17 protein-coding genes are annotated in these 21,637 nt (G+C 71.8%); 11 read left to right on the top strand and 6 right to left on the bottom strand.

What is annotated here, in order from left to right:
- Positions 1–126 precede the first annotated feature (126 nt).
- Complete coding sequence (locus tag VFL99_RS13945; protein WP_325106976.1) at positions 127–2,943, top strand: aconitate hydratase; 2,817 nt, start codon at positions 127–129, stop codon at positions 2,941–2,943.
- Between the two features lie 128 nt (positions 2,944–3,071).
- Positions 3,072–3,440, top strand: a complete 369-nt coding sequence (locus tag VFL99_RS13940) for a hypothetical protein (protein WP_325106975.1) — start codon at positions 3,072–3,074, stop codon at positions 3,438–3,440.
- Here the strand turns inward: VFL99_RS13940 and VFL99_RS13935 are convergent.
- The gene (locus VFL99_RS13935; protein WP_325106974.1) at positions 3,422–3,745 is read right to left on the bottom strand and encodes a hypothetical protein; all 324 of its coding nucleotides are present in this window, start codon (positions 3,743–3,745) and stop codon (positions 3,422–3,424) included. The genes VFL99_RS13940 and VFL99_RS13935 overlap by 19 nt on opposite strands.
- A 31-nt stretch (positions 3,746–3,776) precedes the next feature.
- Between VFL99_RS13935 and VFL99_RS13930 the strand changes: the two genes are divergently transcribed.
- From VFL99_RS13930 to VFL99_RS13915, 4 genes are all read left to right on the top strand, one after another.
- The gene (locus tag VFL99_RS13930; protein WP_325106973.1) at positions 3,777–5,261 is read left to right on the top strand and encodes a molybdopterin-dependent oxidoreductase; all 1,485 of its coding nucleotides are present in this window, start codon (positions 3,777–3,779) and stop codon (positions 5,259–5,261) included.
- 27 nt (positions 5,262–5,288) lie between these two features.
- Positions 5,289–6,596 carry a nickel pincer cofactor biosynthesis protein LarC gene (larC, locus tag VFL99_RS13925; RefSeq protein ID WP_325106972.1) on the top strand — a complete coding sequence of 436 codons (1,308 nt, stop codon included), beginning with the start codon at positions 5,289–5,291 and terminating at the stop codon, positions 6,594–6,596.
- Between the two features lie 90 nt (positions 6,597–6,686).
- Positions 6,687–7,064, top strand: coding sequence for a hypothetical protein (locus tag VFL99_RS13920; protein WP_325106971.1), 378 nt, complete (start codon positions 6,687–6,689; stop codon positions 7,062–7,064).
- 144 nt (positions 7,065–7,208) lie between these two features.
- The gene (locus tag VFL99_RS13915; RefSeq protein ID WP_325106970.1) at positions 7,209–7,586 is read left to right on the top strand and encodes a hypothetical protein; all 378 of its coding nucleotides are present in this window, start codon (positions 7,209–7,211) and stop codon (positions 7,584–7,586) included.
- Between the two features lie 197 nt (positions 7,587–7,783).
- On the opposite strand, the gene larB is transcribed toward VFL99_RS13915, so the two are convergent.
- The 4 genes from larB to uidA are packed head-to-tail and all read right to left on the bottom strand — an operon-like array spanning position 7,784 to position 12,593.
- Complete coding sequence (gene larB / locus VFL99_RS13910; protein ID WP_325106969.1) at positions 7,784–8,482, bottom strand: nickel pincer cofactor biosynthesis protein LarB; 699 nt, start codon at positions 8,480–8,482, stop codon at positions 7,784–7,786.
- Complete coding sequence (gene larE / locus VFL99_RS13905; RefSeq protein ID WP_325106968.1) at positions 8,479–9,348, bottom strand: ATP-dependent sacrificial sulfur transferase LarE; 870 nt, start codon at positions 9,346–9,348, stop codon at positions 8,479–8,481. The genes larB and larE overlap by 4 nt, the downstream gene beginning before the upstream one ends.
- 5 nt (positions 9,349–9,353) lie before the next feature.
- Positions 9,354–10,769, bottom strand: coding sequence for a glucuronide transporter (gene uidB, locus VFL99_RS13900; RefSeq protein WP_325106967.1), 1,416 nt, complete (start codon positions 10,767–10,769; stop codon positions 9,354–9,356).
- Between the two features lie 33 nt (positions 10,770–10,802).
- Positions 10,803–12,593 carry a beta-glucuronidase gene (gene uidA, locus VFL99_RS13895; protein WP_325106966.1) on the bottom strand — a complete coding sequence of 597 codons (1,791 nt, stop codon included), beginning with the start codon at positions 12,591–12,593 and terminating at the stop codon, positions 10,803–10,805.
- A gap of 136 nt (positions 12,594–12,729) precedes the next feature.
- Between uidA and VFL99_RS13890 the strand changes: the two genes are divergently transcribed.
- Entirely contained in the window at positions 12,730–13,773 is a 1,044-nt protein-coding gene (locus tag VFL99_RS13890; RefSeq protein ID WP_325106965.1) for a LacI family DNA-binding transcriptional regulator, read from the top strand.
- On the opposite strand, the gene VFL99_RS13885 is transcribed toward VFL99_RS13890, so the two are convergent.
- Entirely contained in the window at positions 13,740–15,059 is a 1,320-nt protein-coding gene (locus VFL99_RS13885) for a lactate racemase domain-containing protein (protein WP_325106964.1), read from the bottom strand. The genes VFL99_RS13890 and VFL99_RS13885 overlap by 34 nt on opposite strands.
- Positions 15,060–15,169: 110 nt before the next feature.
- On the opposite strand from VFL99_RS13885, the gene uxaC reads away from it, so the two are divergent.
- The 4 genes from uxaC to dxs all read left to right on the top strand — a co-directional run bounded on the left by uxaC (position 15,170) and on the right by dxs (position 21,571).
- Positions 15,170–16,585, top strand: coding sequence for a glucuronate isomerase (uxaC, locus tag VFL99_RS13880; RefSeq protein ID WP_325106963.1), 1,416 nt, complete (start codon positions 15,170–15,172; stop codon positions 16,583–16,585).
- Positions 16,582–17,997 (top strand): mannitol dehydrogenase family protein, encoded by a 1,416-nt coding sequence (locus VFL99_RS13875; RefSeq protein WP_325106962.1) that lies wholly within the window; start codon positions 16,582–16,584, stop codon positions 17,995–17,997. Before uxaC ends, VFL99_RS13875 begins: the two co-directional genes overlap by 4 nt.
- Positions 17,994–19,538, top strand: a complete 1,545-nt coding sequence (locus VFL99_RS13870) for a gluconokinase (protein ID WP_325106961.1) — start codon at positions 17,994–17,996, stop codon at positions 19,536–19,538. Before VFL99_RS13875 ends, VFL99_RS13870 begins: the two co-directional genes overlap by 4 nt.
- 131 nt (positions 19,539–19,669) lie before the next feature.
- Positions 19,670–21,571: a 1-deoxy-D-xylulose-5-phosphate synthase gene (dxs, locus tag VFL99_RS13865; protein WP_325106960.1), complete on the top strand. Its 1,902-nt coding sequence runs from the start codon at positions 19,670–19,672 to the stop codon at positions 21,569–21,571.
- Positions 21,572–21,637: the final 66 nt, after the last annotated feature.

Below are 21,637 nucleotides of genomic sequence, written 5' to 3'. Positions count from 1 at the left end.
CCTCGTGTGTGGCGAGTCGCGTCCTCCGGAGGCGGGGAAACGCCACATACCGGGTCGTTGGTCGGGGCGCTACCATGGTGATGTATCTTGATGTCAAGATAAATGACGAGACGAAGGAGCCGGTGCATGAGCGGCACGAGCAACGGACAGGTCGACAGCTTCAACGCGAAGGGCAGCCTGGAGGTCGGCGCGAAGTCTTATGACATCTACCGACTCGCGGCGATCGAGGGCAGCGAGACGCTGCCGTACAGCCTGAAGGTGCTCCTCGAGAACCTCGTGCGCAACGAGAACGGCAGCACCATCACGGCCGACCAGATCCGGGCACTGGCCGGCTGGGACGAGAAGGCCGAGCCGAACACCGAGATCCAGTACACGCCGGCCCGCGTGATCATGCAGGACTTCACCGGGGTGCCCTGCATCGTGGACCTTGCCACCATGCGCGAGGCGGTCGCCGACCTCGGGGGCAACCCGACCTCGATCAACCCGCAGGCGCCCACCGAGCTGGTCATCGACCACTCCGTCATCGCGGACGTCTTCGGCCGGGCCGACGCGTTCCAGAAGAACGTCGACCTGGAGTACCAGCGCAACGGCGAGCGCTACCAGTTCCTGCGCTGGGGGCAGACGGCGTTCGACGACTTCAAGGTCGTTCCGCCGGGCACCGGCATCGTGCACCAGGTCAACATCGAGCACCTGGCCCGCGTCGTCTTCGACCGGGACGGCCTCGCCTACCCGGACACCTGCGTCGGCACCGACTCGCACACCACGATGGTCAACGGCCTGGGCGTCCTGGGCTGGGGCGTCGGCGGCATCGAGGCCGAGGCCGCGATGCTGGGCCAGCCGGTCTCGATGCTCATCCCGCGCGTCGTCGGCTTCAAGCTGTCCGGTGAGATCCCGGCCGGGGCCACCGCCACTGACGTGGTGCTCACCATCACCGAGATGATGCGCGAGCACGGCGTGGTCGGGAAGTTCGTCGAGTTCTACGGCGAGGGTGTGGTGGCGGTGCCGCTGGCCAACCGCGCCACGATCGGCAACATGAGCCCCGAGTTCGGCTCCACCTGTGCGATCTTCCCGATCGACGAGGTCACCCTCGACTACCTGCGCCTGACCGGCCGCAGCGACGACCACGTCGCGCTTGTGGAGGCCTACGCCAAGGAGCAGGGGCTGTGGCACGACCCCTCCGCGAAGGAGGCGCGCTACTCGGAGTACCTCGAGCTCGACCTGTCCACGGTCGTGCCGAGCATCGCCGGCCCCAAGCGCCCGCAGGACCGGATCGCGCTGTCCGAGGCGAAGACGGCCTTCCGCAAGGTGCTCCCGACCTACGTCTCCCACCACGAGGGCGACCCGGGCACCGCGTCCAGCTTCCCCGCCAGCGACGCGCCCACCCCGGACACCGACGGGGCCGGGCAGAACGGCGGGCCGCGCCCGGCCGACGAGGGAGGGGCCACCAGCCGCCCGTCCAAGCGGGTCACCGTGCACTCCCCGGACGGCACCGAGTTCGAGATCGACCACGGCTTCGTCGCCATCGCCTCGATCACCAGCTGCACCAACACCTCCAACCCGTCGGTGATGCTGGCGGCGGCGCTGCTGGCCAAGAACGCCGTGGACAAGGGCCTGGCCTCCAAGCCGTGGGTGAAGACCTCGCTCGCGCCCGGCTCGAAGGTCGTCATGGACTACTACGAGAAGGCGGGGTTGACGCCCTACCTGGAGAAGCTCGGCTTCTACCTCGTGGGCTACGGCTGCACCACCTGCATCGGCAACTCCGGCCCGCTGCCGGGGGAGGTGTCCGAGGCGGTGCAGGAACACGACCTCGCCGCCGTCTCGGTGCTGTCCGGCAACCGCAACTTCGAGGGCCGGATCAACCCCGACGTCAAGATGAACTACCTCGCCTCGCCGCCGCTGGTGATCGCCTACGCGCTGGCCGGGACGATGGACTTCGACTTCGAGAACGAGCCGCTCGGGACCGACGGGCACGGTGACCCGGTCTACCTGGAGGACATCTGGCCCACGCCGGAGGACGTGGACCACACCATCGCCAACGCGATCAGCACCGAGATGTTCACCAAGGACTACTCCGACGTGTTCGCCGGTGACCAGCGCTGGCAGTCGCTGCCGACGCCGGAGGGTGAGATGTTCGCCTGGGACCCGGAGTCGACCTACGTGCGCAAGCCCCCGTACTTCGAGGGCATGGGCCTGGAGCCGGAGCCGGTGCAAGACATCACCCGAGCCCGGGTCCTCGCCAAGCTCGGCGACTCGGTCACCACCGACCACATCAGCCCGGCGGGGTCGTTCAAGACCGACAGCCCGGCCGGCCAGTACCTCACCGAGCACGGCCTGGAGCGCAAGGACTTCAACTCCTACGGCTCCCGGCGCGGCAACCACGAGGTGATGATCCGCGGCACCTTCGCGAACATCCGGCTGCGCAACCAGCTGCTGGACGACGTGCAGGGCGGCTTCACCCGCGACTTCACCCGCGACGGTGAGCAGAGCAGCATCTTCGCCGCGGCCGAGCACTACCGCGAGGCCGGCATCCCGCTGGTCATCCTCGCCGGCAAGGAGTACGGCTCCGGGTCCTCGCGCGACTGGGCGGCCAAGGGCACGATCCTGCTCGGCGTGCAGGCGGTGATCGCCGAGTCGTTCGAGCGGATCCACCGCTCCAACCTGATCGGGATGGGCGTGCTGCCGCTGCAGTTCCCGGAGGGGCAGACCGCCGACTCCCTCGGCCTCGACGGCACCGAGACCTTCGATGTCACCGGCGTGACTGCGCTCAATGAGGGCATCCCGCAGACGGTCAAGGTCCTCGCCGCCAAGGAGAGCGGCGAGGCCGTCGAGTTCGACGCCGTCGTCCGGATCGACACCCCCGGGGAGGCCGACTACTACCGCAACGGCGGCATCCTGCAGTTCGTCCTGCGCTCGCTGGTGGCCGCCGACAAGGGCGCCGAGTGAGGCGTTGACGTAGCACCGGTGACGGCCGGTCGCCCCGAGCACCTCGGGGCGACCGGCCGTTCTGGTGCCATCAGCTCGAGGGCCCCCGCCTGTCGAACGCACGTTCGATAAGGGGCTAGACTGGAGGTATGCCGCAGACCGCACCTCCCGGCTGGCCGGCCACGGTGCCCCCACCGGACAGCCCGGGCTGGCAGCGCGCCGCCGTGGAGTGGCTGCTCGACCAGTGCCCCGCCGACTACCGAGGGTATGCCGGGTGGCGCCGTCACCCGATCGCCCTCGCCTGGGTGGCCACGCGCCACGTCGACGCCCAGCTGCAGGCGATGCGGCAGGCCTACCGTGACTGCCGGGCCGAGTTGTACGAGCAGCTTCCGCCGCGGGCGATGACCGAGGTGCTGGCGAACCTCGAGGCCGAGGGGCTGCGGCTGCGGGCCGCCGCCCGCAGCGCGGCGATGATCCACGAGGCGCTGGAGGGCAAGCGCTACGCCCCGCGCCTGTGAGCGGCCCGGCCGGGGCGGGCCGCGCGACGGCCAGGGTGGCGGGCAGGATGGCGGGCGGCTCGGCGGCGGGCGAACAGGTCTCCGAGAGCCACCCCGCAGGCTCCGGCCACGGCGACCGCGAGGAGGTGGTGCCCCGCTCGTGGAGTCTGCGCGGGCTGCCCGGGCACCGGCCGGGCATACGTGTGGTGGGCGACCTCCTGTTCACCGGCGCCCGGTCCGCGGCCCTCGAGGAGCCGGTTCCGGATGCGCGCCACCTGCTCGGCCGCGGTGGCCGAGTCGACCGGCGGACCGGCGGAGGACGGCATACCGTCACTGTAGGTCGTCGGGAGGAGCACGATGGGCTTCCCGCTGTGGGTCATCGTCACCCACTTCCTCAACATCTTCCTGATGCTGCTGCTGGCCCGCAGTGGGCTGGAGGTGCTCTCGGCGTTCCCCAAGCTGTACCGCACCGACGACTGCCCACCCGGCCACGAGTGGCTGCGGCTGACCGGCACGGTGTTCACCGCCGACTCCCGCCGGCGGTGGTCCTCCCTGCAGGAGGAGGACGCGTGGCCGTCGCTGGTCGCGCTGCCCGGGCACAAGAACCTCGGGCTCGGGCGGCACTGGCACTTCATGTCGGTCCAGTTCTGGATCCTCAACGGGCTGGTCTACCTGGGGTTCGTCTTCGCCAGCGGCTATTGGCACTACCTGCTGCCGACCAGCTGGTCGATCTTCCCCGAGGCCATCCGCGACGTGGGCACCTACCTGCACTTCCGGCTCGCCCCCGAGCTGCCCGGGCAGCCGTTCAACGCCGCCCAGAAGCTGGCCTACTTCTTCGTCATCTTCATCCTCGCACCGACGCAGATCCTCACCGGAGCGGCGATGTCCCCGGCCGTCATCGCGCGATTCCCGTGGTTCACACGGCTGTTCGGTGGCAAGCAGGGGGCGCGCAGCCTGCACTTCCTGGGGCTGGTCGCGTTCGCCCTCTTCGTCCTCGTCCACACGGTGATGGTCATCATCCACGGCGTGCCCACCGAATTCGCCGCGATGGTGCTCGGCAGCTACGGGGCCAACCACACCCTCGGACTGGCGATCGGGCTGCTCGGCATCGCGCTGCTCCTGGCCTTCCACGTCGTCATCACCTGGTTCTCGCTGCGCTACCGGCGCGCCACCCAGCACCTGCTCGGCTTCTGCGTCAATCCCTTCGAACGGGCGATCTCCCGGGCGTTCCGGTCGCGGCAGCACCTCGGTGAGCAGGACGTCTCGCCGTACTTCCGGGTCAACGGCTTCCCTCCGCCGGACGAGTCCTACGCGGAGATGGCACGCCACCGCTTCGCGGGCTACCGACTCGCGGTGGCCGGACTGGTCGAGCGGCCGACGTCGCTGTCGCTGGCGGACCTGCGCGCGCTCGGCGTGCAGGAGCAGGTGACCAAGCACAACTGCATCCAGGGCTGGACGGCGGTGGCGCGGTGGGGCGGGGTGCCGGTGGCCACGCTGATCGAGCGGGTGCGTCCCACCCCCGAGGCGCGCTGGGCGGTCTTCTACGCCATGGACGACAAGGGGCTGACCGAGGGAGAGGGACGCTACGGCTACTTCTACGAGGTGCTGCCGATCGAGCTGCTCGCGCACCCGCAGAGCATCCTCGCGCTGGACATGAACGGCGCGCCATTGCCGGTCGAGCACGGCGCTCCGGTACGGCTGCGGGTGGAGACCCAGCTCGGCTTCAAGATGGTGAAGTGGGTGACGGCCATCGAGTTCGTCGCCGACTTCCACGACATCGGCATGGGTCAGGGCGGCTGGCGCGAGGACCAGCAGTTCTATGCCGCGTCCGCCGGCATCTGACCCGGCCCCGGTGCGTACGGTGTCACCATGCCGGAGGACGTGGTGGGGACGCACGCGTGGGTCGACGGCTCGGCCGGGATCGCGGGGGACATGCTGCTCGGCGCCCTCCTCGACGCCGGGGCGTCGCTGCGTGCGGTGCAGGCGGCGGTCGACGCCGTGGCCCCTGACACCGTCCGGCTCCACGTGGAGGAGGTGCTGCGCGCCGGCCTGCGCGCGACCAAGGTGCACGTCGAGCTCGGCTCGCCTGACCAGCCACACCGGTCCTGGCGACACGTGCGCACCGCGCTGGAGTCCGCGGCGCTGCAGGAGGCCGTCGCCGAGCCCGCGCTGCGAGTCTTCCGCCGGATCGCCGCGGTCGAGGCCGACGCCCACGGCGTGGAGGTGGAGGATGTGCACTTCCACGAGGTCGGTGCCTGGGACTCGATCGCGGACGTCGTGGGGTGCTGCGCCGCGCTCGCCGACCTGGGCGTGGCGACGGTCAGCGGGGGACCCGTGGAGCTCGGGTCCGGCCGGGTACGCACCGCGCACGGCGTGCTGCCGGTGCCGGTACCGGCCGTGCTGGAGCTCGCGCGCGGCTGGCAGGTCCGCGCTGGCGAGCGGGACGGTGAGCTGGCCACGCCCACCGGGATGGCGCTGCTGACGACGCTGGCCGAGCGGTGCGAGGGGCTGCCGGCGCTGCGGGTCACCGGCACCGGGGTCGGTGCGGGCACCCGGGAGGACCGGGGTCGCCCGAACGTCGTCCGGGTCGTCCTGGGCGAGCGCGTGGCAGAAGGGCGCCGCGCACCCGCTCCTGCCCCGGTGCCCGTGGACACGGCCGAACAACAGACGATGGTGGTGCTGGAGGCGAACGTCGACGACCTTGACCCGCGGGTCTGGCCCGGTGTGCTCACGGAGCTGCTCGCGGCCGGGGCCGCCGACGCGTGGCTCGTCCCCATCCTGATGAAGAAGGGCCGGCCGGCGCACACGCTGTGCGTCCTGGCCTCGGTGGACGCGGCAGCCCCGTTGCGCGAGAAGGTCTTCGTGCTGACGACCACGATCGGTGTGCGCGAGACGACGGTCGACCGGCACGCGCTGCCCCGCAGCACCCACCGCGTGCGGGTGGCCGGCCACGAGGTCGCCGTGAAGGTGTCGGAGCACGCTGGCCGGGTGGTGACCGCCACTCCCGAGTTCGACGACGTGGCGGCCGTTGCGGCGGCGGAAGGGATCCCGGTGCGCCGGGCGTTCGACCTGGCCCGCGCGGCCACGGAGGCGGCGGGACTGGCCCTCGGGACGCCTACCTCGCCGCAGGCCGAATTGCCCCTACCGCCCGCTTCGCGAGCGGACTACCGTGAGTGACGTAGGCCTGATCCGAGCCGACGGAGCACCACATGCGGCGGGATCCGGTTTCCCGGCGTCTGGCCGCACGCGGTGCCTGGTGGAGGAGCTGTGACCACCATGATCATCATCCATCGCGCAAAGCGGGCGACCGGGATCGCCCGGGCGCTGGCGGCCGAGGACCGCAGTTCGCGGGAGGACCGGATCAACCCGGTCTACGCGGCGCTGTTGCGGGTGTTCGGACCTCCTGACTCACCGGACAACCCGTTGCTGGGCACGAAGTACGATCCCCGGCTGGCCGCCCAGCGTGAGCGGGAGAAGTTCACCCGGCGTCGCATCAAGGTCGACGAACGCTGGCAACGCTGGGACCACCGGCTGCACGGGCACCACCCCATGCCACCGCCGTTCCAGCCGCCGGGAACGGTCGACCGCGCCACGGGCGGGCCCACCGAGATGCGCAATCTGCCGGGCCCACCTGAACAGCGCTGACGCCGGCCCACGCCGGTGAGCACGCGCCAGTAGGAACTGCTGTTCCGTGCTGCCACGGAGTCGCTACCGGCACGGAGCAGACCACACTGAAGTCTCCGAACGCCCCCACGTGCGGGGCATCCTCACCCTGGCGGAGGAGACGTCATGAACACCACCGGACGACAGCGCATTGGACTGGTTCTCGCCCTGGTCCTGTCCGCGGGCAACATCGTCAGCCTCGCCGCTCCCACGCCGGAGGGTGAGGTGGGCCCGCCGCTACTCGTTCTGGTCGTCGGGGCGGTGCTCGGCATCGCTGGGGTCGTCGCGTCGATCTTGGCGTGGCGGTCGGGAAACCGTGTGGTGCTGCTCATCCTGGCCTGCCTGCTGATCCTGATGGCGCTGGGCGCGGTGCCCGGGCTCTTCGTCGCGATTCCACCCGCGCTCAAGGTCGCCGTCGCAGTGACAGTCGTCTTGACGATCGCCGCCGTGGCGCTCGTTCTCTCGCGGCCGGTCGGCCACACCGTGGCCAAGACCGCAGCCTGACCTGGTGGGATTTCCTCGCTCGGCCGGTCAGCGCGGTGGGCCTCACCAGGGACGCGCTGTTGTCCTCGTCGACTCGTTCGGCCGCGCCGAGAGGGACCTCCCCGGGGGCTACGTCCGCACCCCGGCGAGCCTCGCTGCTGCAGGCCCGTGGCGGGCGGGTGGTCCTGATCCGTGCGGGCTTGTGGTGGGCTTGTTGCTCAGTTGGCGGCGATCTGGGCGGCCATGTGGCCGGCGCCGTAGCCGTTGTCGATGTTGACGACCGCCACGCCCGGTGCGCAGGCGTTGAGCATGGTGAGCAGTGGGGCGAGGCCTTCGAAGGCGGCGCCGTAGCCGACGGAGGTGGGCACGGCGATGACGGGGGCGCTGACGAGGCCGGCGATGACGCCGGGTAGGGCGCCGTCCATGCCAGCGGCCACGACGATGGCGCGGGCGCTGCGGAGCAGGTCGAGGTGGCCCAGGACGCGGTGGAGTCCGGCGACTCCCACGTCGACCACGAGGTCGGTGCTGCGGCCGAGGTAGGTTGCGGTGAGCTGGGCCTCGGTGGCCACGGGTAGGTCGGAGGTGCCGGCGGCGGCGACCACGATCAGTCCGCCGGTGGGTGCGGGCGGCTCGGCGGGCCAGGCCAGGAGTCGTGCGGTGTCGTCGTAGTGGGCGTCGGGCAGGGCGGTCAGGACGGCCTTGGCGTGGTCCGGGTCGGCGCGGGTGAACAAGGTGGTGGCCTGTGGGTTCTCGGCGCGTTGGCCGAGCGCCTGGGCGATGCGGGCGACCTGGTCGGGGGTCTTGCCGGCGCAGTAGACGGCTTCGGGGTAGCCGCGGCGGGCGGCGCGGTCGGTGTCGAGTTCGGCGAGCCGGCGCAGTTGTGGGGGCGGCTGCCAGCCGGGGTCGGGGGTGCTCATGCGGGGCTGGTCCGGTGGGTGACCGCCACCAGGGGGAGGGTGAAGGCGCCGGACTGCAGCCCGGCGAGGTCGAGGGCGACGAAGCGGAACCCGGCCTGTTGCACGGCCTGGTGGACCTGCTGGCGCAGGGGCTCGCTGGCGGCGCGGGTGAGCTCCTCGGTGGGTAGCTCGAGGCGGGCGATCTCGCCGTGGTGGCGCACCCGGCAGTCGGTGAAACCGAGTTGGCGCAGGGCGTGTTCGGCGGCCTCGACCTGCGCGAGGCGTTCGGGGTTGACCTCGGTGTAGTGGGGGATGCGGGAGGCCAGGCAGGGGGCGGCGGGTTTGTCCGCGCACGGCAGGCCCAGTTCGCGCGCGACCTGGCGTACGGCGGCCTTGTCCAGGCCGGCGTCGGCGAGCGGGCGGCATACCTGGTGTTCGGTGGCGGCGCGGGCGCCGGGCCGGTCGGGGCGGCGGGTGTCGTCGGCGTTCTCGCCGTAGGCGACCGCGGTCAGGTGGTGGGCTTGGGCGACCTCGTCGGAGATGCGGGTGAACAGCTCGTCCTTGCAGTGGTAGCAGCGGTCCGGGCCGTTGCGGGTGTATGCCGCCCGCTCGCCCTCGTGGGTGGCGACCTCCACCAGCGGGGCACCGATGAGGCGGGCCACCTCGTGGGCGGCGGCGCGTTCGTCGGCGGCCAGGCTGGGGGAGACCCCCAGCACGGCGACCACCCGGTCGGCGCCCAGGGCCCGGACCGTGAGGGCCAGCAGGACCGACGAGTCGACCCCGCCGGAGAACGCGACCCCCAACCGACCGGACGGTCCGAGCTCCGGCAGGCAGGTCGCCACCCGCTCGGCGGCTCGGCTCGTCCGAGACGGTTCGGTCAGGGTCACGTCGATCACGCCTTCGCTGGGGTGGGGCCGTCCCCATTCTGGGTGGCGAGGGCTTGCGGGTCCACCGCGGCCGACGGCACGGGCACCGGCTGCTGCCCGCGGCGGAGGCGGACCTCCTCGACCATGGTGGCGAACCGGGACTCGGTCAGCGGGTAGGTGAACATGATGAGGGCGGCCAGCAGGGCGAATCCGGCCGGCAGGAGGCCGGCAGCGACGCGGATCGCCGTGAGGGTGCTGCCGGACTGCACGGCGGCGTCCGCGTGGTAGCCGCCGAGGGCCAGGGCGTAGCCGGCGGCGGAGCCACCGAGCGCCTGTCCGCACTTGCGGGTGAAGGAGAAGATCGCGTAGGTCGCGCCCTCGGTGCGCACGCCGCTCTTCCACTCGCCGTACTCCACCGTGTCCGCCTCCAGCGCCCACATGAGCGTGTTCACCAGGGCCAGGCCGATCCCGGCGATCGTCCAGGACACCAGGGCCACCGCCGGGTGCGAGGCGGGCGCGAGGAAGACGCCGATTCCGCCGATGACCGAGAAGCCCGCCGCGACCTGGTAGCCGGTGCGCTTGCCGAGCGTGGCGACGATCTTCGGCGCGATCGGCGCGACGACGAACATCACGCCGGTTCCCAGCACCGTCAGCGGGATGAACAGGCTGGCGTTGCCCAGCACGTCGCGGGCGTAGTAGATGCCGATCGTGTTGAAGGCGAACATGCCGACCAGGTAGCTCACCGTGCTCAGGCACAGCCGCAGCAGCGGCGCGTTGTGCCGCAGCGAGGCGAGGGTCTCCTTGAAGCTCACCTGCGCGACGTCCCGCTCCACGTTCTCCCGGCTGGTGAAGAAGGCGAACAGGTAGAGCGCGATGCCGAGGATGACGAAGGCGCCGGTGATGATCGAGAAGGTCCGTTGGAGGTTCTGCGCGTTGCCGCTGAGCTGCGGCGAGATCGCCAGCACCAGCACCAGGATGATCGCGCCGGCGCCGATGCCTCGGGCACTCGCCAGCTTGGCGCGCTCCCGCGGCTGCTGCGTCATGGCGGTGGCGAGCGAGCCGTAGGGGATGTTCACGAAGCTGTAGGCCAGGCCGAGGAGGCCGTAGGTGACGTAGGCGTAGGCGACCTTGCCGCCGTGCGACCAGTCCGGGACGTGGAAGGTCAGGAAGGTCAACACCATCAGCGGCACGGACCCGAACAGCAGGAACGGCCGGAACTTGCCCCAGCGCGTGTGGGTCTTGTCCACGATGCGCCCGGCGAGGATGTCGGTGAACGCGTCCCAGATCCGCACGAGCAGGAACATCGTGGCGGCGGCTGCGGCGCTGATCCCGGCGACATCGGTGTAGTAGACGAGCAGGAAGATGGCCGTGATGGAGAAGGCCAGGTTGTTGGCGGCGTCACCGGACCCGTAGCCGATGACTTGGATGGGCTTGAGTTTCATGGGGTTTCCTTAAGGGGGGACCGCGCGTGCCGGTCAGTGCTCGGTGCCGTCGGGCTGGGCGTGCCAGCGACGGCGGAGGAGGTGGGCGGCCGCCTTCGGCTGGCGGTCCCGGGTGAAGGCGCCCTTCTTGTTGCCGCCGACACGCATGATTCCCGAGGTGGTGACGAAGTCGGCGAAGTTCCAGACCTGCTCGCCGACGACCGCGTCGATCCGGTCGAACAGGCGGTGGTTCATGTTGAGGTAGTCGACCTGGTACTCCTCACTCCACGGCTGGGCGTTGACATCGTGGAGCCCGGGGTAGGTGTCGGCGCCGTACTCGGTGATGATGATCGGCTTGCCCTCGCCGGCCCAGGCCCGCAGCTCCTCCTCCCAAGCGCGCTCGGCAGCCGGCAGGTCGCCGGTGTTGACGTACCAGCCGTAGTAGCGGTTGAGCATGAGCACGTCGCCGAACTGCGAGACGCGGCACTTGCCGTGGGGAGCGAGCATGACGTTGACGAAGCCGACGGGTCGGGTCGGGTCGGCCTCGCGGGCGACCTGGAAGAGCGGCTCGAAGTACTTCTCGGCGCCCTCGGTGTCCGACTCGGGCTCGTTGGCGATCGACCAGATCACCACGCTCGGGTGGTTCTTGTCACGGGCGATGAGCTCGCGGATCGCCTGGGCGTGCACCCGCTGGGTCTCGTCGTTGACGGTGTCGGGGGAGTAGGTCTGGTAGCCCTGCGAGCCGAAGATCCCGCCGCCGAGGCCCATGTTGAGCCCGACCGCCGCCGTCTCGTCGATCACCACGACGCCGTGCCGGTCGGCGTAGTCGAGCACCTCCTCGGAGTAGGGGTAGTGCGAGGTCCGGAAGGAGTTCGCACCGATCCACTCCAGCAGCTCGAAGTCGTGCACGGACCAGGCGTCGCTGTGTCCCTTGCCGATCACCGGGATGTCCTCGTGCTTGCCGAAGCCCTTGAAGTAAAAGGGCTTTCCGTTGATGAGGAACTCGCTGCCCCGCACCTCGACGGTCCGGATGCCGACCTGCTGGTGGTAGGAGTCGGTCACCTCCTCGCCCTGCACGAGGGTGACCTCGAGGTCATGGAGGTAGCCGTCGCCGGGCGCCCAGGGGTGCACGTCCTCGACGGTGAGCCGGCCGCTCGCGCCGGTGCCGCGGGCGACCTGCTTGCCGGCTGCGTCGCGCAGGACGACCGCGACGTCGGCGTTGCCGGAGCCGGCGGTCGCGACGGTGTAATCGACGGTTCCCGTGCTTCCCTCGAGGCCGGTCACGACGGTCAGGTCGTCGACGTAGGTCGTCGGGGTGCTGGCGAGCCAGACGGTGCGGTGCAGGCCGGCGTAGTTGAAGAAGTCGTGCCAGTAGCGCTGGCGCGGGCCGTCCGGGGTGTCCTCGATCACGCCCGGCGGGATGCTCTGGAAGGACAGGGTGTTGTTGACGCACACGGTGATGCGGGCGACCTGCCCCGCAGCGACCGCGTCAGTGACGTCGGCCTCGAACGGCGTGTAGCCGCCCTCGTGGCTGACCACCTCCGTGTCGTCGACCCAGACGGTGGCGCGGTGCGTGGCCGACTCGAAGTGCAGCACCACCCGCTCGGTCCAGCCGCGCGGGATGCGGACCGTCGTCTGGTACCAGACGTCGCCGAAGAACTCGCGCACCTCGGGGTCGGGGACGATGTCGTTGAAGCTGGCCGGCACCGGCATCTCGCGGGCCTCGGCCAGGGGGCCCTTCCACCAGCCCTCGGCGCGCCCGACGCCGTCCCGGTCGAGCCGGAAGGACCAGAGCCCGTTCAGGGACTTGCGTTCGCGGGTGGCGGTTTCCTGGGGACGGAGCATGGTGCCTTCCTTTGGTGGGGGTCGGCGCCCCGGAGTCGGGGCGTGAGGTCGAGCGGTTCCTCACCATTGCCGCACCGGAGCAACAGTCCCGGCAATCGGTTGCCATGAGTTGCCACCGGGGCCTAGCGTCCCGGGCATGGAGGGTGGCGAGGTCGCAGGAGACGCGGGACAGCGGCGCCCACCGACCATCTACGACGTGGCCCGGGCCGCGGGCGTCGCGCCCTCCACGGTGTCCCGCGCCTTCTCCCGGCCGGGGCGGGTCAACGCCGAGACGGCGGAGCGGATCCGGCAGGCGGCCGAGGAGCTCGGCTACCGCGTCAACCCGCTCGCGCGGGGGCTGTCGTCGCACCGCACCGCAATGATCGCGCTGATGATCTCCGACATCACCAACCCGTTCTACTTCCCGATCATCCGGGGCGCCGAGTCGGCCGTCGCCGAGGCCGGCTACACCATGCTGCTCGCCGACACCCAGGAGTCGGACCGGATGGAGCGGCAGGCACTGGAGCGGAGCCTGCCCACCGTGGAGGGCATCGTCCTCGCGAGCACCCGCATGTCGGACTCGGCGATCCGGATGACCGCCAAGCAGAAGCCGATGATCGTGCTCAACCGGGCGGTGCGGGACGTGCCGAGCGTCGTCACCGACAACGCCCGGGGGATGCGCCGGGCGGCCGAGCACCTCGGCGAGCTCGGGCACGACCACCTCACCTACGTCGCGGGCCCCGAGGCCTCCTGGGCCGACGGGATGCGGTGGCGCGCCCTGCGCGAGGCCGGTGTCGAGCTCGAGCTGCGGGTCCGGCGGATCGGGCCCGTGGCGCCCACGGTCCGCGGCGGCACGGACGCGGTGCAGGCCTGGACGGAGCGCCCGACCACGGGAGTGATCGCCTACAACGACCAGGTCGCGATCGGGCTGATCCGGGGAATCACCGCCCGGGGCATCGCGGTGCCGCGGGACGTGAGCGTGGTCGGCTTCGACAACATCTTCGCGGCCGACCTGGTCTCCCCGGGCCTGACCACCGTGGCGGCGCCGCTGCACGCGCTCGGCTCGACCGCGGCGCGCAACCTCATCGCCCTGATCGGCGGCGCCACCTCTCGGGCGGGTCGCCCTGCGGTGCTGCCCACGCGGCTGGTGATCCGGGAGTCGACCGCTCAGCGCAGGCGGAAGAGGACCTCCCCGGCCTGAGGCACGACGAACGTGTCCGGGTCCTGCTCGTAGGCGGCCACGTCGACGCTCGTCGGGTCGAGGTAGTTCAGGTTCGCCCGCCGCACCACGTCCTCGGGGATGCCGGTCGCAAGCGTGACGGTGACGCGCAGGTGCTCGCCGTGCTGCTCGTCATACGTCCCGGCGCCGCGCAGGTGCGTGGAGTGGGCGAGGACACCCCAGTGCACGTCCTTGAAGCGGTCCCACTGGGCGAGGAAGTAGTCGCGGCAGTGGTAGCCGATCTCATTGATCTCCGGGTGCATCGCCGAGATCTCGGTGATGTGCGGGGCGTAGAGGATGACCTCCCCGCCGTCGGCCACGACCGGCTCCAGCTTGTAGAAGCCCTTGGCCGCGGTCCAGATGTCGTCGTACTTCGGTGGCATCACCGACAGCACCCGCTTCACCGGGGCGTCGAGGTAGCGCACGTGCGTCTCGGCAGACACCTGGGCGGCGGCAGCCCAGGCGGAGCGGGTGTCACCGAAGGAGATCGCGTGCAGGTCGTCCGAGCCGGAGCGCACGACGACGCACAGCGCGAGCTTCTCGGTGGGGATCAGGGCGGCCGCGTCGTCGATCAGCGCGCGCACCGGCGTGATCCCCCGGCTGCCGATGATCTTGGCGCTGGTGATGAGCGCACCGAGCCAGTGCGACAGGTCGATGACCTCCTGCCCGGAGACGCCGGGGAAGAAGTACTTGTTGCCGCCGGAGAATCCCACCACCTCGTGCGGGAAGACGGGCCCGAGCACCAGTGCGACGTCGTGCTCGACCACCGCGCGGTTCAGCCGCACGTCCACGCTGCGGTGCAGCCGCCCCTCGGACAGCTCGCCGATGCGGTCCGCCGAGATGGTGCCCACCGTCACGAACGTGTCCGGGTCCCACCACTCGTGGTTGACCACCGACATGCCCGGGTATGCCGTCTCCAGCGTCCCGCTGTCCCCGCCGAGGTGGCGGCGCAGCCGGTCGCCGTCCATCGCGGCGTGGGTGCCCAGGGCGACGAGCACGGTCAACCGGCTGGCCCGGCCGGCCAGCGCGCCGTGGACCGCCTTGAGCAGCAAGGGAAGCGGGCAGCTGCGGGTGCCGTCGGGGACGACGACGCAGACGCTGCGGCCGTCCAGGTCGGCGTGCCCGAGCTGCTCCCGGACGAACGTGTCGACCTGCTCCTCGGAGAGCACCTCCTCCGGGCCGCCCAGCACCGCGGCGTCGCGGGCCAGCTCCTCGACGACGGTGCTGGTGCCGGGGGCTTCCGAGGGTGCGGTGGGAGTGCTCGTCATGCTCGGCACGATGCCCCACCCACGCGGGCAGCGGCAAGCGGCAACCGCCGCGCAAGGCAACTCGTGGCAACCGATTGCCGCTACGGAGCCGTGGTGGCGACGATGGCGGCATGCCTCCCGCTCAGCTCCAGCTGCACCCCGACCGCCTGCTGCCCGCCGACCCGGGCGTGCGGGCGGTGGCCCGACGGCTCCACGAGGCCGTCGCCGAGCTGCCGATCATCTCCCCCCACGGCCACGTGCCGGCGCAGCTGCTCCTCGACGACGAGCCGTTCGCCGACCCGGCGAGCCTGTTCGTCCAGCCCGACCACTACGTGACGCGGCTGCTGCACGCCAGCGGCGTCCCCTTGGAGCGGCTCGGAGTGGGACGGGGACCGCTGCCCGAGGCCGAGGCACGCACGGTGTGGCACGAGCTGTGCGCCCACTGGTCGGTGTTCCGCGGCACGCCGGTGCGCTACTGGCTGGAGTCAGAGCTCGCGGACATCTTCGGGATCACCGTGCGCCCCGGCGCCGACAACGCCGACGCGCTGTACGACCAGGTCGCCGAGCGGCTCGCCCAGCCGCAGTTCCGGCCGAGGGCGCTGATGAGCCGCTTCGGCATCGAGTTCCTGGCCACGACCGACGACCCGTGCGACGACCTCGCGGCGCACCGCAAGCTGGCCGAGGACGCGACCATGACCTCGCGGGTGGTCCCGACGTTCCGGCCGGATCGTTACCTGGAGCCGGCTCGCCCCACGTGGGTGGCCGACACCCGGCGCCTGGCCGTCGCCGCGGACACCGACACCGGCAGCTACGCCGGCTGGGTGCAGGCCATGGCGGTCCGCCGGCGCCACTTCATCGAGCACGGCGCCGTGTCGGCCGACCACTCCCACGCCGATGCCGGCACCGCACCGCTGGAGCCGGTCGACGCGGAGCGGATCTACGCCGCGGCCCTGCGCGGCGAGGTGGGGGGCGAGGAGGCGGCGGCGCTGCGCCGGCACATGCTGCTGGAGATGGCGCGGCTGTCCACCGAGGACGGCCTGGTGATGACCCTGCACCCCGGCGTGGCCCGCAACCACCACCGGCCCACGTTCGAGCGCTTCGGCGCCGACACCGGGCACGACATCCCGGTGCGGGTGGAGTTCACCGCCGCGCTACAGCCGCTGCTGGAGCGCTACGGCACGCACCCGGACCTGCACCTGGTGCTGTTCACGCTGGACGAGACCGTGTTCTCCCGTGAGGTCGCGCCGCTGGCCGGGTTCTACCCCTCGGTCTACGCGGGCGCGCCGTGGTGGTTCCTCGACGCCCCGGACGCCATCCGCCGCTACCGCTCCGCGGTCACCGAGACCGCCGGGTTCACGCGGACCTCCGGCTTCATCGATGACACCCGCGCGTTCTGCTCCATCCCGGCCCGGCACGACATGTCCCGGCGCCTGGACTGCGGCTACCTGGCCGGTCTCGTCGCCGAGCACCGACTCGAGGAGGATGAGGCGTTCGAGACCGCCGCGGCACTCGTCACCGACATCCCCCGGAAGGTCTTCAAGCTGTGAGCGCCGGCGCGTCGTCCCGCGGCCACGACACGACCACGGCGCTGCGCCGGCTGTCACGGTCGGCCGGCGACGGCCGGCCGGTGGCACCGGTGCGGATGCTGCACCTCGGGGTCGGCAACTTCTTCCGCGCGCACCAGGCGTGGTACACCGACCGTTCCCCCGGTGCGCGGCAGTGGGGCATCGCGGCCTTCACGGGACGACGGCCCCAGCTCGCCGACGAGCTCTCCGCGCAGGACTGCCTCTACACCCTGGTCACCCGCCGGCCGGACGGCGACCGGTTCGAGGTGGTCAGCAGCATCAGCGAGGCGCACGCCGCCGCAGACCACGACGCGTGGCTGCGCCTGTTCGCCGCGCCCTCGGTCGGTCTCGTCACGATCACCGTCACCGAGGCGGGCTACCTGCGGGCGGCCGACGGCGGACTGGACACGGACTCGTCCGCCGTCCAGGAGGACCTCGATGCGCTGCGCGCCGATCCCCGCGCGCTGGTCCACACCGCGCCGTTGCGCCTGGTCGCCGGGCTGCTCGCCCGCCGCGCCGCCGGTGCCGGGCCGATCACCTTGGTGCCCTGCGACAACCTCCCCGACAATGCGGCCACGTTGCGCCGGGTGGTCCGTGACGCCATCGAGCGGGTCGACCCCGAGCTGGCGCCCTGGGCGGACCAACACGTCGGCTGGGTGACCACCATGGTCGACCGCATCACCCCCGCCACCACCGACGCCGACCGCGAGCTGGTCCGCGCCGGAACGGGTGTCGACGACGCCGTACCCGTCGTCACCGAGCCGTTCCACGAGTGGGTGCTCAGCGGTGACTTCCGCACCGGACACCCCGGGTGGGACGCCGCCGGCGCCCGCATCGTGCCCGACGTCGTCCCCTTCGAGCAGCGCAAGCTCTGGCTGCTCAACGGCTCGCACTCGCTCCTGGCGTATGCCGGGAGCGCGCGTGGGAACGCGACGGTCGCCGAGGCCGTCGCCGACCCCACCTGCCGCGGCTGGGTGGAGCAGTGGTGGGACGAGGCCGCGCGCCACCTGACGTTGGGCACCGCGGAGGTCACGGCATACCGCGCAGCGTTGCTGGAGCGGTTCGGCAACCCGGCGATCCGGCACGCGCTCGCCCAGATCGCCACCGACGGCAGCCAGAAGATCCCGGCGCGGGTCCTGCCGGTGCTCCGGGCCGAGCTCGGACAGGGGCGGGTCCCGGACGGCGCGACCCGCATCGTGGCCGCCTGGATCCGGCACCTGCGGGGGGCCGGGGCGCCGGTGCAGGATGCCCGGGCGGATGAAGTGCAGCCGCTGGCACAGGGAGCGCCGGAGCAGGCGGTTCGCGCCGTGCTGGGGTGGCTGGACCCGGCGCTGGCCAGCGACGAGCGCCTCGTCGCGGCGGTGCTCGGACACCTCACCGAGCTCGCACGGTGACCCGCGCCGGCGCCGCCCCCGCGGGCGGCCCGACCGACGACGTGGTCCTCGGGATCGACGTGGGGACCACGGCCGTCAAGGTCGTGGCCTTCGGCGTGGGGACCGGGGAACAGCGTTCCGCGGCCCGCGAGTACCCGCTGCTGCAGCCGGCCCCCGGCTGGCAGGTGCAGGACCCCGACACGGTCGTGTCGGCCCTGGAGGGAGCGCTCGCAGAGTGCGTGTCCGCGGTGGCGGGGCGCCGCGTGCTGGGGGTGTCGCTGAGCACCGCCATGCACGGGCTGATCGGCCTGGACGCGGCGAAGCGGCCGTTGACCCCCTTGGTCACGTGGGCCGACAGCAGGTCGGAGCAGGAGGCCGCGACGCTGCGGGACAGCGGCGAGGCGGAGGTGCTGCGCCGGCACACCGGCACCCCGGTGCACCCCATGTCGCCCCTGACCAAGCTGATGTGGTTCGCCCGGCACGAACCCCGGCTGTGTGCTGCCGTGCACCACTGGGTGGGGCTGAAGGACTACGTCCTGTGGTCGCTGACCGGCGTGCTCGCGACCGAGCTGTCCTCCGCCTCCGGCACGGGTCTGCTCGACCTGGACGCCGGCGACTGGAGCCCGTTCGCGGCCGACCTCGCCGGCGTCGAGCTCGGCCAGCTGCCGACGGTGCTGGACACCACCGCAGCGCTGTCGCTGCGTCGCGGGGTGGCTGCCGCCGTGGGCCTGCCGGCAGGGCTGCCGGTGGTGACGGGCGCCGCCGACGGGCCGCTGGGCAACCTCGGCACGGGCGCGATCGACCCCGGCACCATCGGGATCTCCGTGGGCACCAGCGGCGCGGCGCGCATGGTCGTGCCCCGGCCGCAGCTCGACACCGCGGGCCGGTTGTTCTGCTACGCCCTGACGACGGACGCGTGGGTCACCGGCGGCGCGGTCAGCAACGGCGGGGTCGTGCTGCGCTGGGCGGGACAGGTCTTTGGCCGCGGTGAGGGCACGGTGCTCAGCGACGAGGACCTGTTGGCCGGCGCCGCCGAGGTCCCCGCGGGGAGCGAGGGCCTCGTCATGCTGCCCTACCTGCTCGCCGAACGGGCTCCGCTGTGGGACCCCCAGCTCCCCGGTGCCTTCCTCGGCGTGCGGCACCACCACGGTGCGGCGCACTTCGTGCGGGCGGCGGTCGAGGGCGTGGCCCTCCAGCTGGCCGCGATCGTCGACGAGCTGGCGGGGCTGCACCCGGTCCGGGACGTGCGGGTGACCGGCGGGGTGTTCCGCGCTGCCCTGTGGCGCCAGGTCCTCGCCGCTGCGGTGGGCCGGCCGCTGCACGTCGCCGGAGGGGCGTGGGACACCGCTCGCGGGGCGGCCGTGCTCGGACTCGTCGGCCTCGGCCGGGCGGGCGACCTGCCCGGGGGCCTGCGCCTGCTGCAGCCGGTGGAGGGGCAGGCCCCGGCTCCGACCGAGCCGTCGGTCGCTGACGTCGAGGCGTACCGCCGGTTGCGCAGCCGGGTGCCGGCACTGCTCGGTGCCTACGAGGAGGTCGCCCGGCTGTTCGACGCGCCGGTCTGACCCGCGGCCGGGCACCTGCGGGCGGGCCTGTCGAGGTGGCAAGTTGTGCCGCAGCCTTTAGACTCGACCGGACGCCGAGCGGTGTCGCAGGAGCCGCGCGACAGCCCGCCAGGGGAAGGACCGACAGGATCGTGGGTGTGCTGGAAACCATCAACAACCCGGAGGACCTCAGGGCGCTGTCGACGTCACAGCTGACGCCCCTCGCCGAGGAGATCCGCACCTTCCTCGTGGACTCGGTGTCCAAGACCGGCGGGCACCTGGGGCCCAACCTCGGCGTGGTCGAGCTGACCATCGCGCTGCACCGCGTGTTCGACTCACCCCGCGACACCCTCGTCTTCGACACCGGTCACCAGGGCTACGTGCACAAGCTGCTCACCGGGCGCCACGACTTCTCCAAGCTGAAGAAGCAGGGCGGCCTGTCCGGCTACCCCAGCAGGACCGAGTCCGCCCACGACGTCGTCGAGAACTCCCATGCCTCCACCTCGCTGTCCTGGGCCGAGGGCATCGCCAGGGCGCGGCGGCTGACGGGCGCGTGTGACCGGCATACCGTCGCGGTCATCGGTGACGGGGCACTCACCGGTGGCATGGCCTGGGAGGCGATCAACAACATCGCCGCCGACAAGACGCTGCCGCTGGTGATCGTCGTCAACGACAACGAGCGGTCCTACTCACCGACCATCGGCGGACTCGCTGAGCACCTGTCCACGCTGCGGACCACCAACGGCTACGAGAAGTTCCTCGAGTGGGGCAAGAAGCGGCTCCGGCGCACGCCCCTGGTCGGGCGGCACGTCTACGACACGCTTCACGGCGTCAAGAAGGGGCTGAAGGACATCGTCGCCCCGCAGGGGATGTTCGAGGACCTCGGGCTGAAGTACCTCGGCCCAGTCGACGGCCACGACGAGCCCGCCGTCGAGGCCGCCCTGCGCCGGGCGAAGGCGTTCGGCGGTCCGGTGCTCGTGCACGTCATCACGCAGAAGGGCCGCGGCTACGAGCCGGCCCTGCGCGACCAGGACGACCACTTCCACGGCGTCGGCAAGATCAACCCCGAGACGGGTCTGCCGCTGGAGATCGCCGGTCGCAGCTGGACCGATGAGTTCAGCGACGAGCTCGTCGAGCTCGCCGAGCGGCGGAAGGACATCGTCGCGATCACCGCGGCGATGATGATCCCGGTGGGGCTCAAGCCGTTCCAGCAACGCTACCCCGAGCGGGTTTTCGACGTCGGCATCGCCGAGCAGCACGCCGTCACGATGGCCTCGGGACTCGCGTTCGGCGGCATGCACCCGGTCGTCGCGGTCTATGCCACCTTCCTCAACCGTGCCTTCGACCAGGTGCTGATGGACTGTGCGCTGCACCGTGCGGGCGTGACGTTCGTGCTGGACCGGGCCGGGGTGACCGGCAGCGACGGCCCCTCGCACAACGGCATGTGGGACATGAGCATCCTCGGGGTCGTGCCGGGCCTGCGGCTCGCCGCGCCGCGCGACGGGCGGCAGGTGCGCGCCCAGCTGCGCGAGGCCGTCGACGTGGACGACGGGCCCACGGTGCTGCGCATCCCCAAGGGCTCGGCCTCCGACCAGCTCGACGCCGTGCGGCAGCTCGGGACGCTCGACGTGCTGCACGACCCCGCGCCGACCCCCGGCGGCGAGACCCGCGAGGGCCCGGTCGACCTGCTCGTCGTTGCCGTCGGAGCGATGGCCGGCACCGGCGTCGGGGTGGCGGAGAAGCTGGAGTCGCAGGGGCTCTCGGTGCGCGTGGTCGACCCGCGCTGGGTGCTGCCGGTGAGCGCAGACCTCCTGACGGCCGCCGAGGACGCCTCGGCAGTCTGCGTGATCGAGGACAACGTCGTCGCCGGCGGGGTCGGCGCAGCCGTCCGCTCGGCGTTGGCCGAGCGTGGGTCCACGGTGCCGTGCCACTCCTACGGCATCCCGAGGGAGTTCCTCGCGCACGCCTCCCGTGACCAGGTGCTCGACCGGATCGGCCTGACGCCGGACGCGATCGCCACCTCGCTCATCCAGCGACTGCACCCGGCGCGCTGACGCGGCCGGGCGCGGCCGGGACGGGCTCGGCGTGCCGACTGCTCCTGCTCGGTCTTGCTCGGTCGG

The sequence above is a fragment of the Segeticoccus sp. genome (assembly GCF_035708005.1).
The sequence above is the reverse complement of the archived record's forward strand: the minus strand, read 5'-3'. Positions and strand labels throughout refer to the sequence as shown.

Bases quoted from the DNA above. Each gene is read 5' to 3' on its own strand.
- VFL99_RS13945 (WP_325106976.1), top strand. From the start codon at position 127: ATGAGCGGCACGAGCAACGGACAGGTCGACAGCTTCAACGCGAAGGGC.
- VFL99_RS13940 (WP_325106975.1), top strand. From the start codon at position 3,072: ATGCCGCAGACCGCACCTCCCGGCTGGCCGGCCACGGTGCCCCCACCG.
- VFL99_RS13935 (WP_325106974.1), bottom strand. From the start codon at position 3,745: ATGCCGTCCTCCGCCGGTCCGCCGGTCGACTCGGCCACCGCGGCCGAG.
- VFL99_RS13930 (WP_325106973.1), top strand. From the start codon at position 3,777: ATGGGCTTCCCGCTGTGGGTCATCGTCACCCACTTCCTCAACATCTTC.
- larC (WP_325106972.1), top strand. From the start codon at position 5,289: ATGCCGGAGGACGTGGTGGGGACGCACGCGTGGGTCGACGGCTCGGCC.
- VFL99_RS13915 (WP_325106970.1), top strand. From the start codon at position 7,209: ATGAACACCACCGGACGACAGCGCATTGGACTGGTTCTCGCCCTGGTC.
- larB (WP_325106969.1), bottom strand. From the start codon at position 8,482: ATGAGCACCCCCGACCCCGGCTGGCAGCCGCCCCCACAACTGCGCCGG.
- uidB (WP_325106967.1), bottom strand. From the start codon at position 10,769: ATGAAACTCAAGCCCATCCAAGTCATCGGCTACGGGTCCGGTGACGCC.
- uidA (WP_325106966.1), bottom strand. From the start codon at position 12,593: ATGCTCCGTCCCCAGGAAACCGCCACCCGCGAACGCAAGTCCCTGAAC.
- VFL99_RS13890 (WP_325106965.1), top strand. From the start codon at position 12,730: ATGGAGGGTGGCGAGGTCGCAGGAGACGCGGGACAGCGGCGCCCACCG.
- VFL99_RS13885 (WP_325106964.1), bottom strand. From the start codon at position 15,059: ATGACGAGCACTCCCACCGCACCCTCGGAAGCCCCCGGCACCAGCACC.
- uxaC (WP_325106963.1), top strand. From the start codon at position 15,170: ATGCCTCCCGCTCAGCTCCAGCTGCACCCCGACCGCCTGCTGCCCGCC.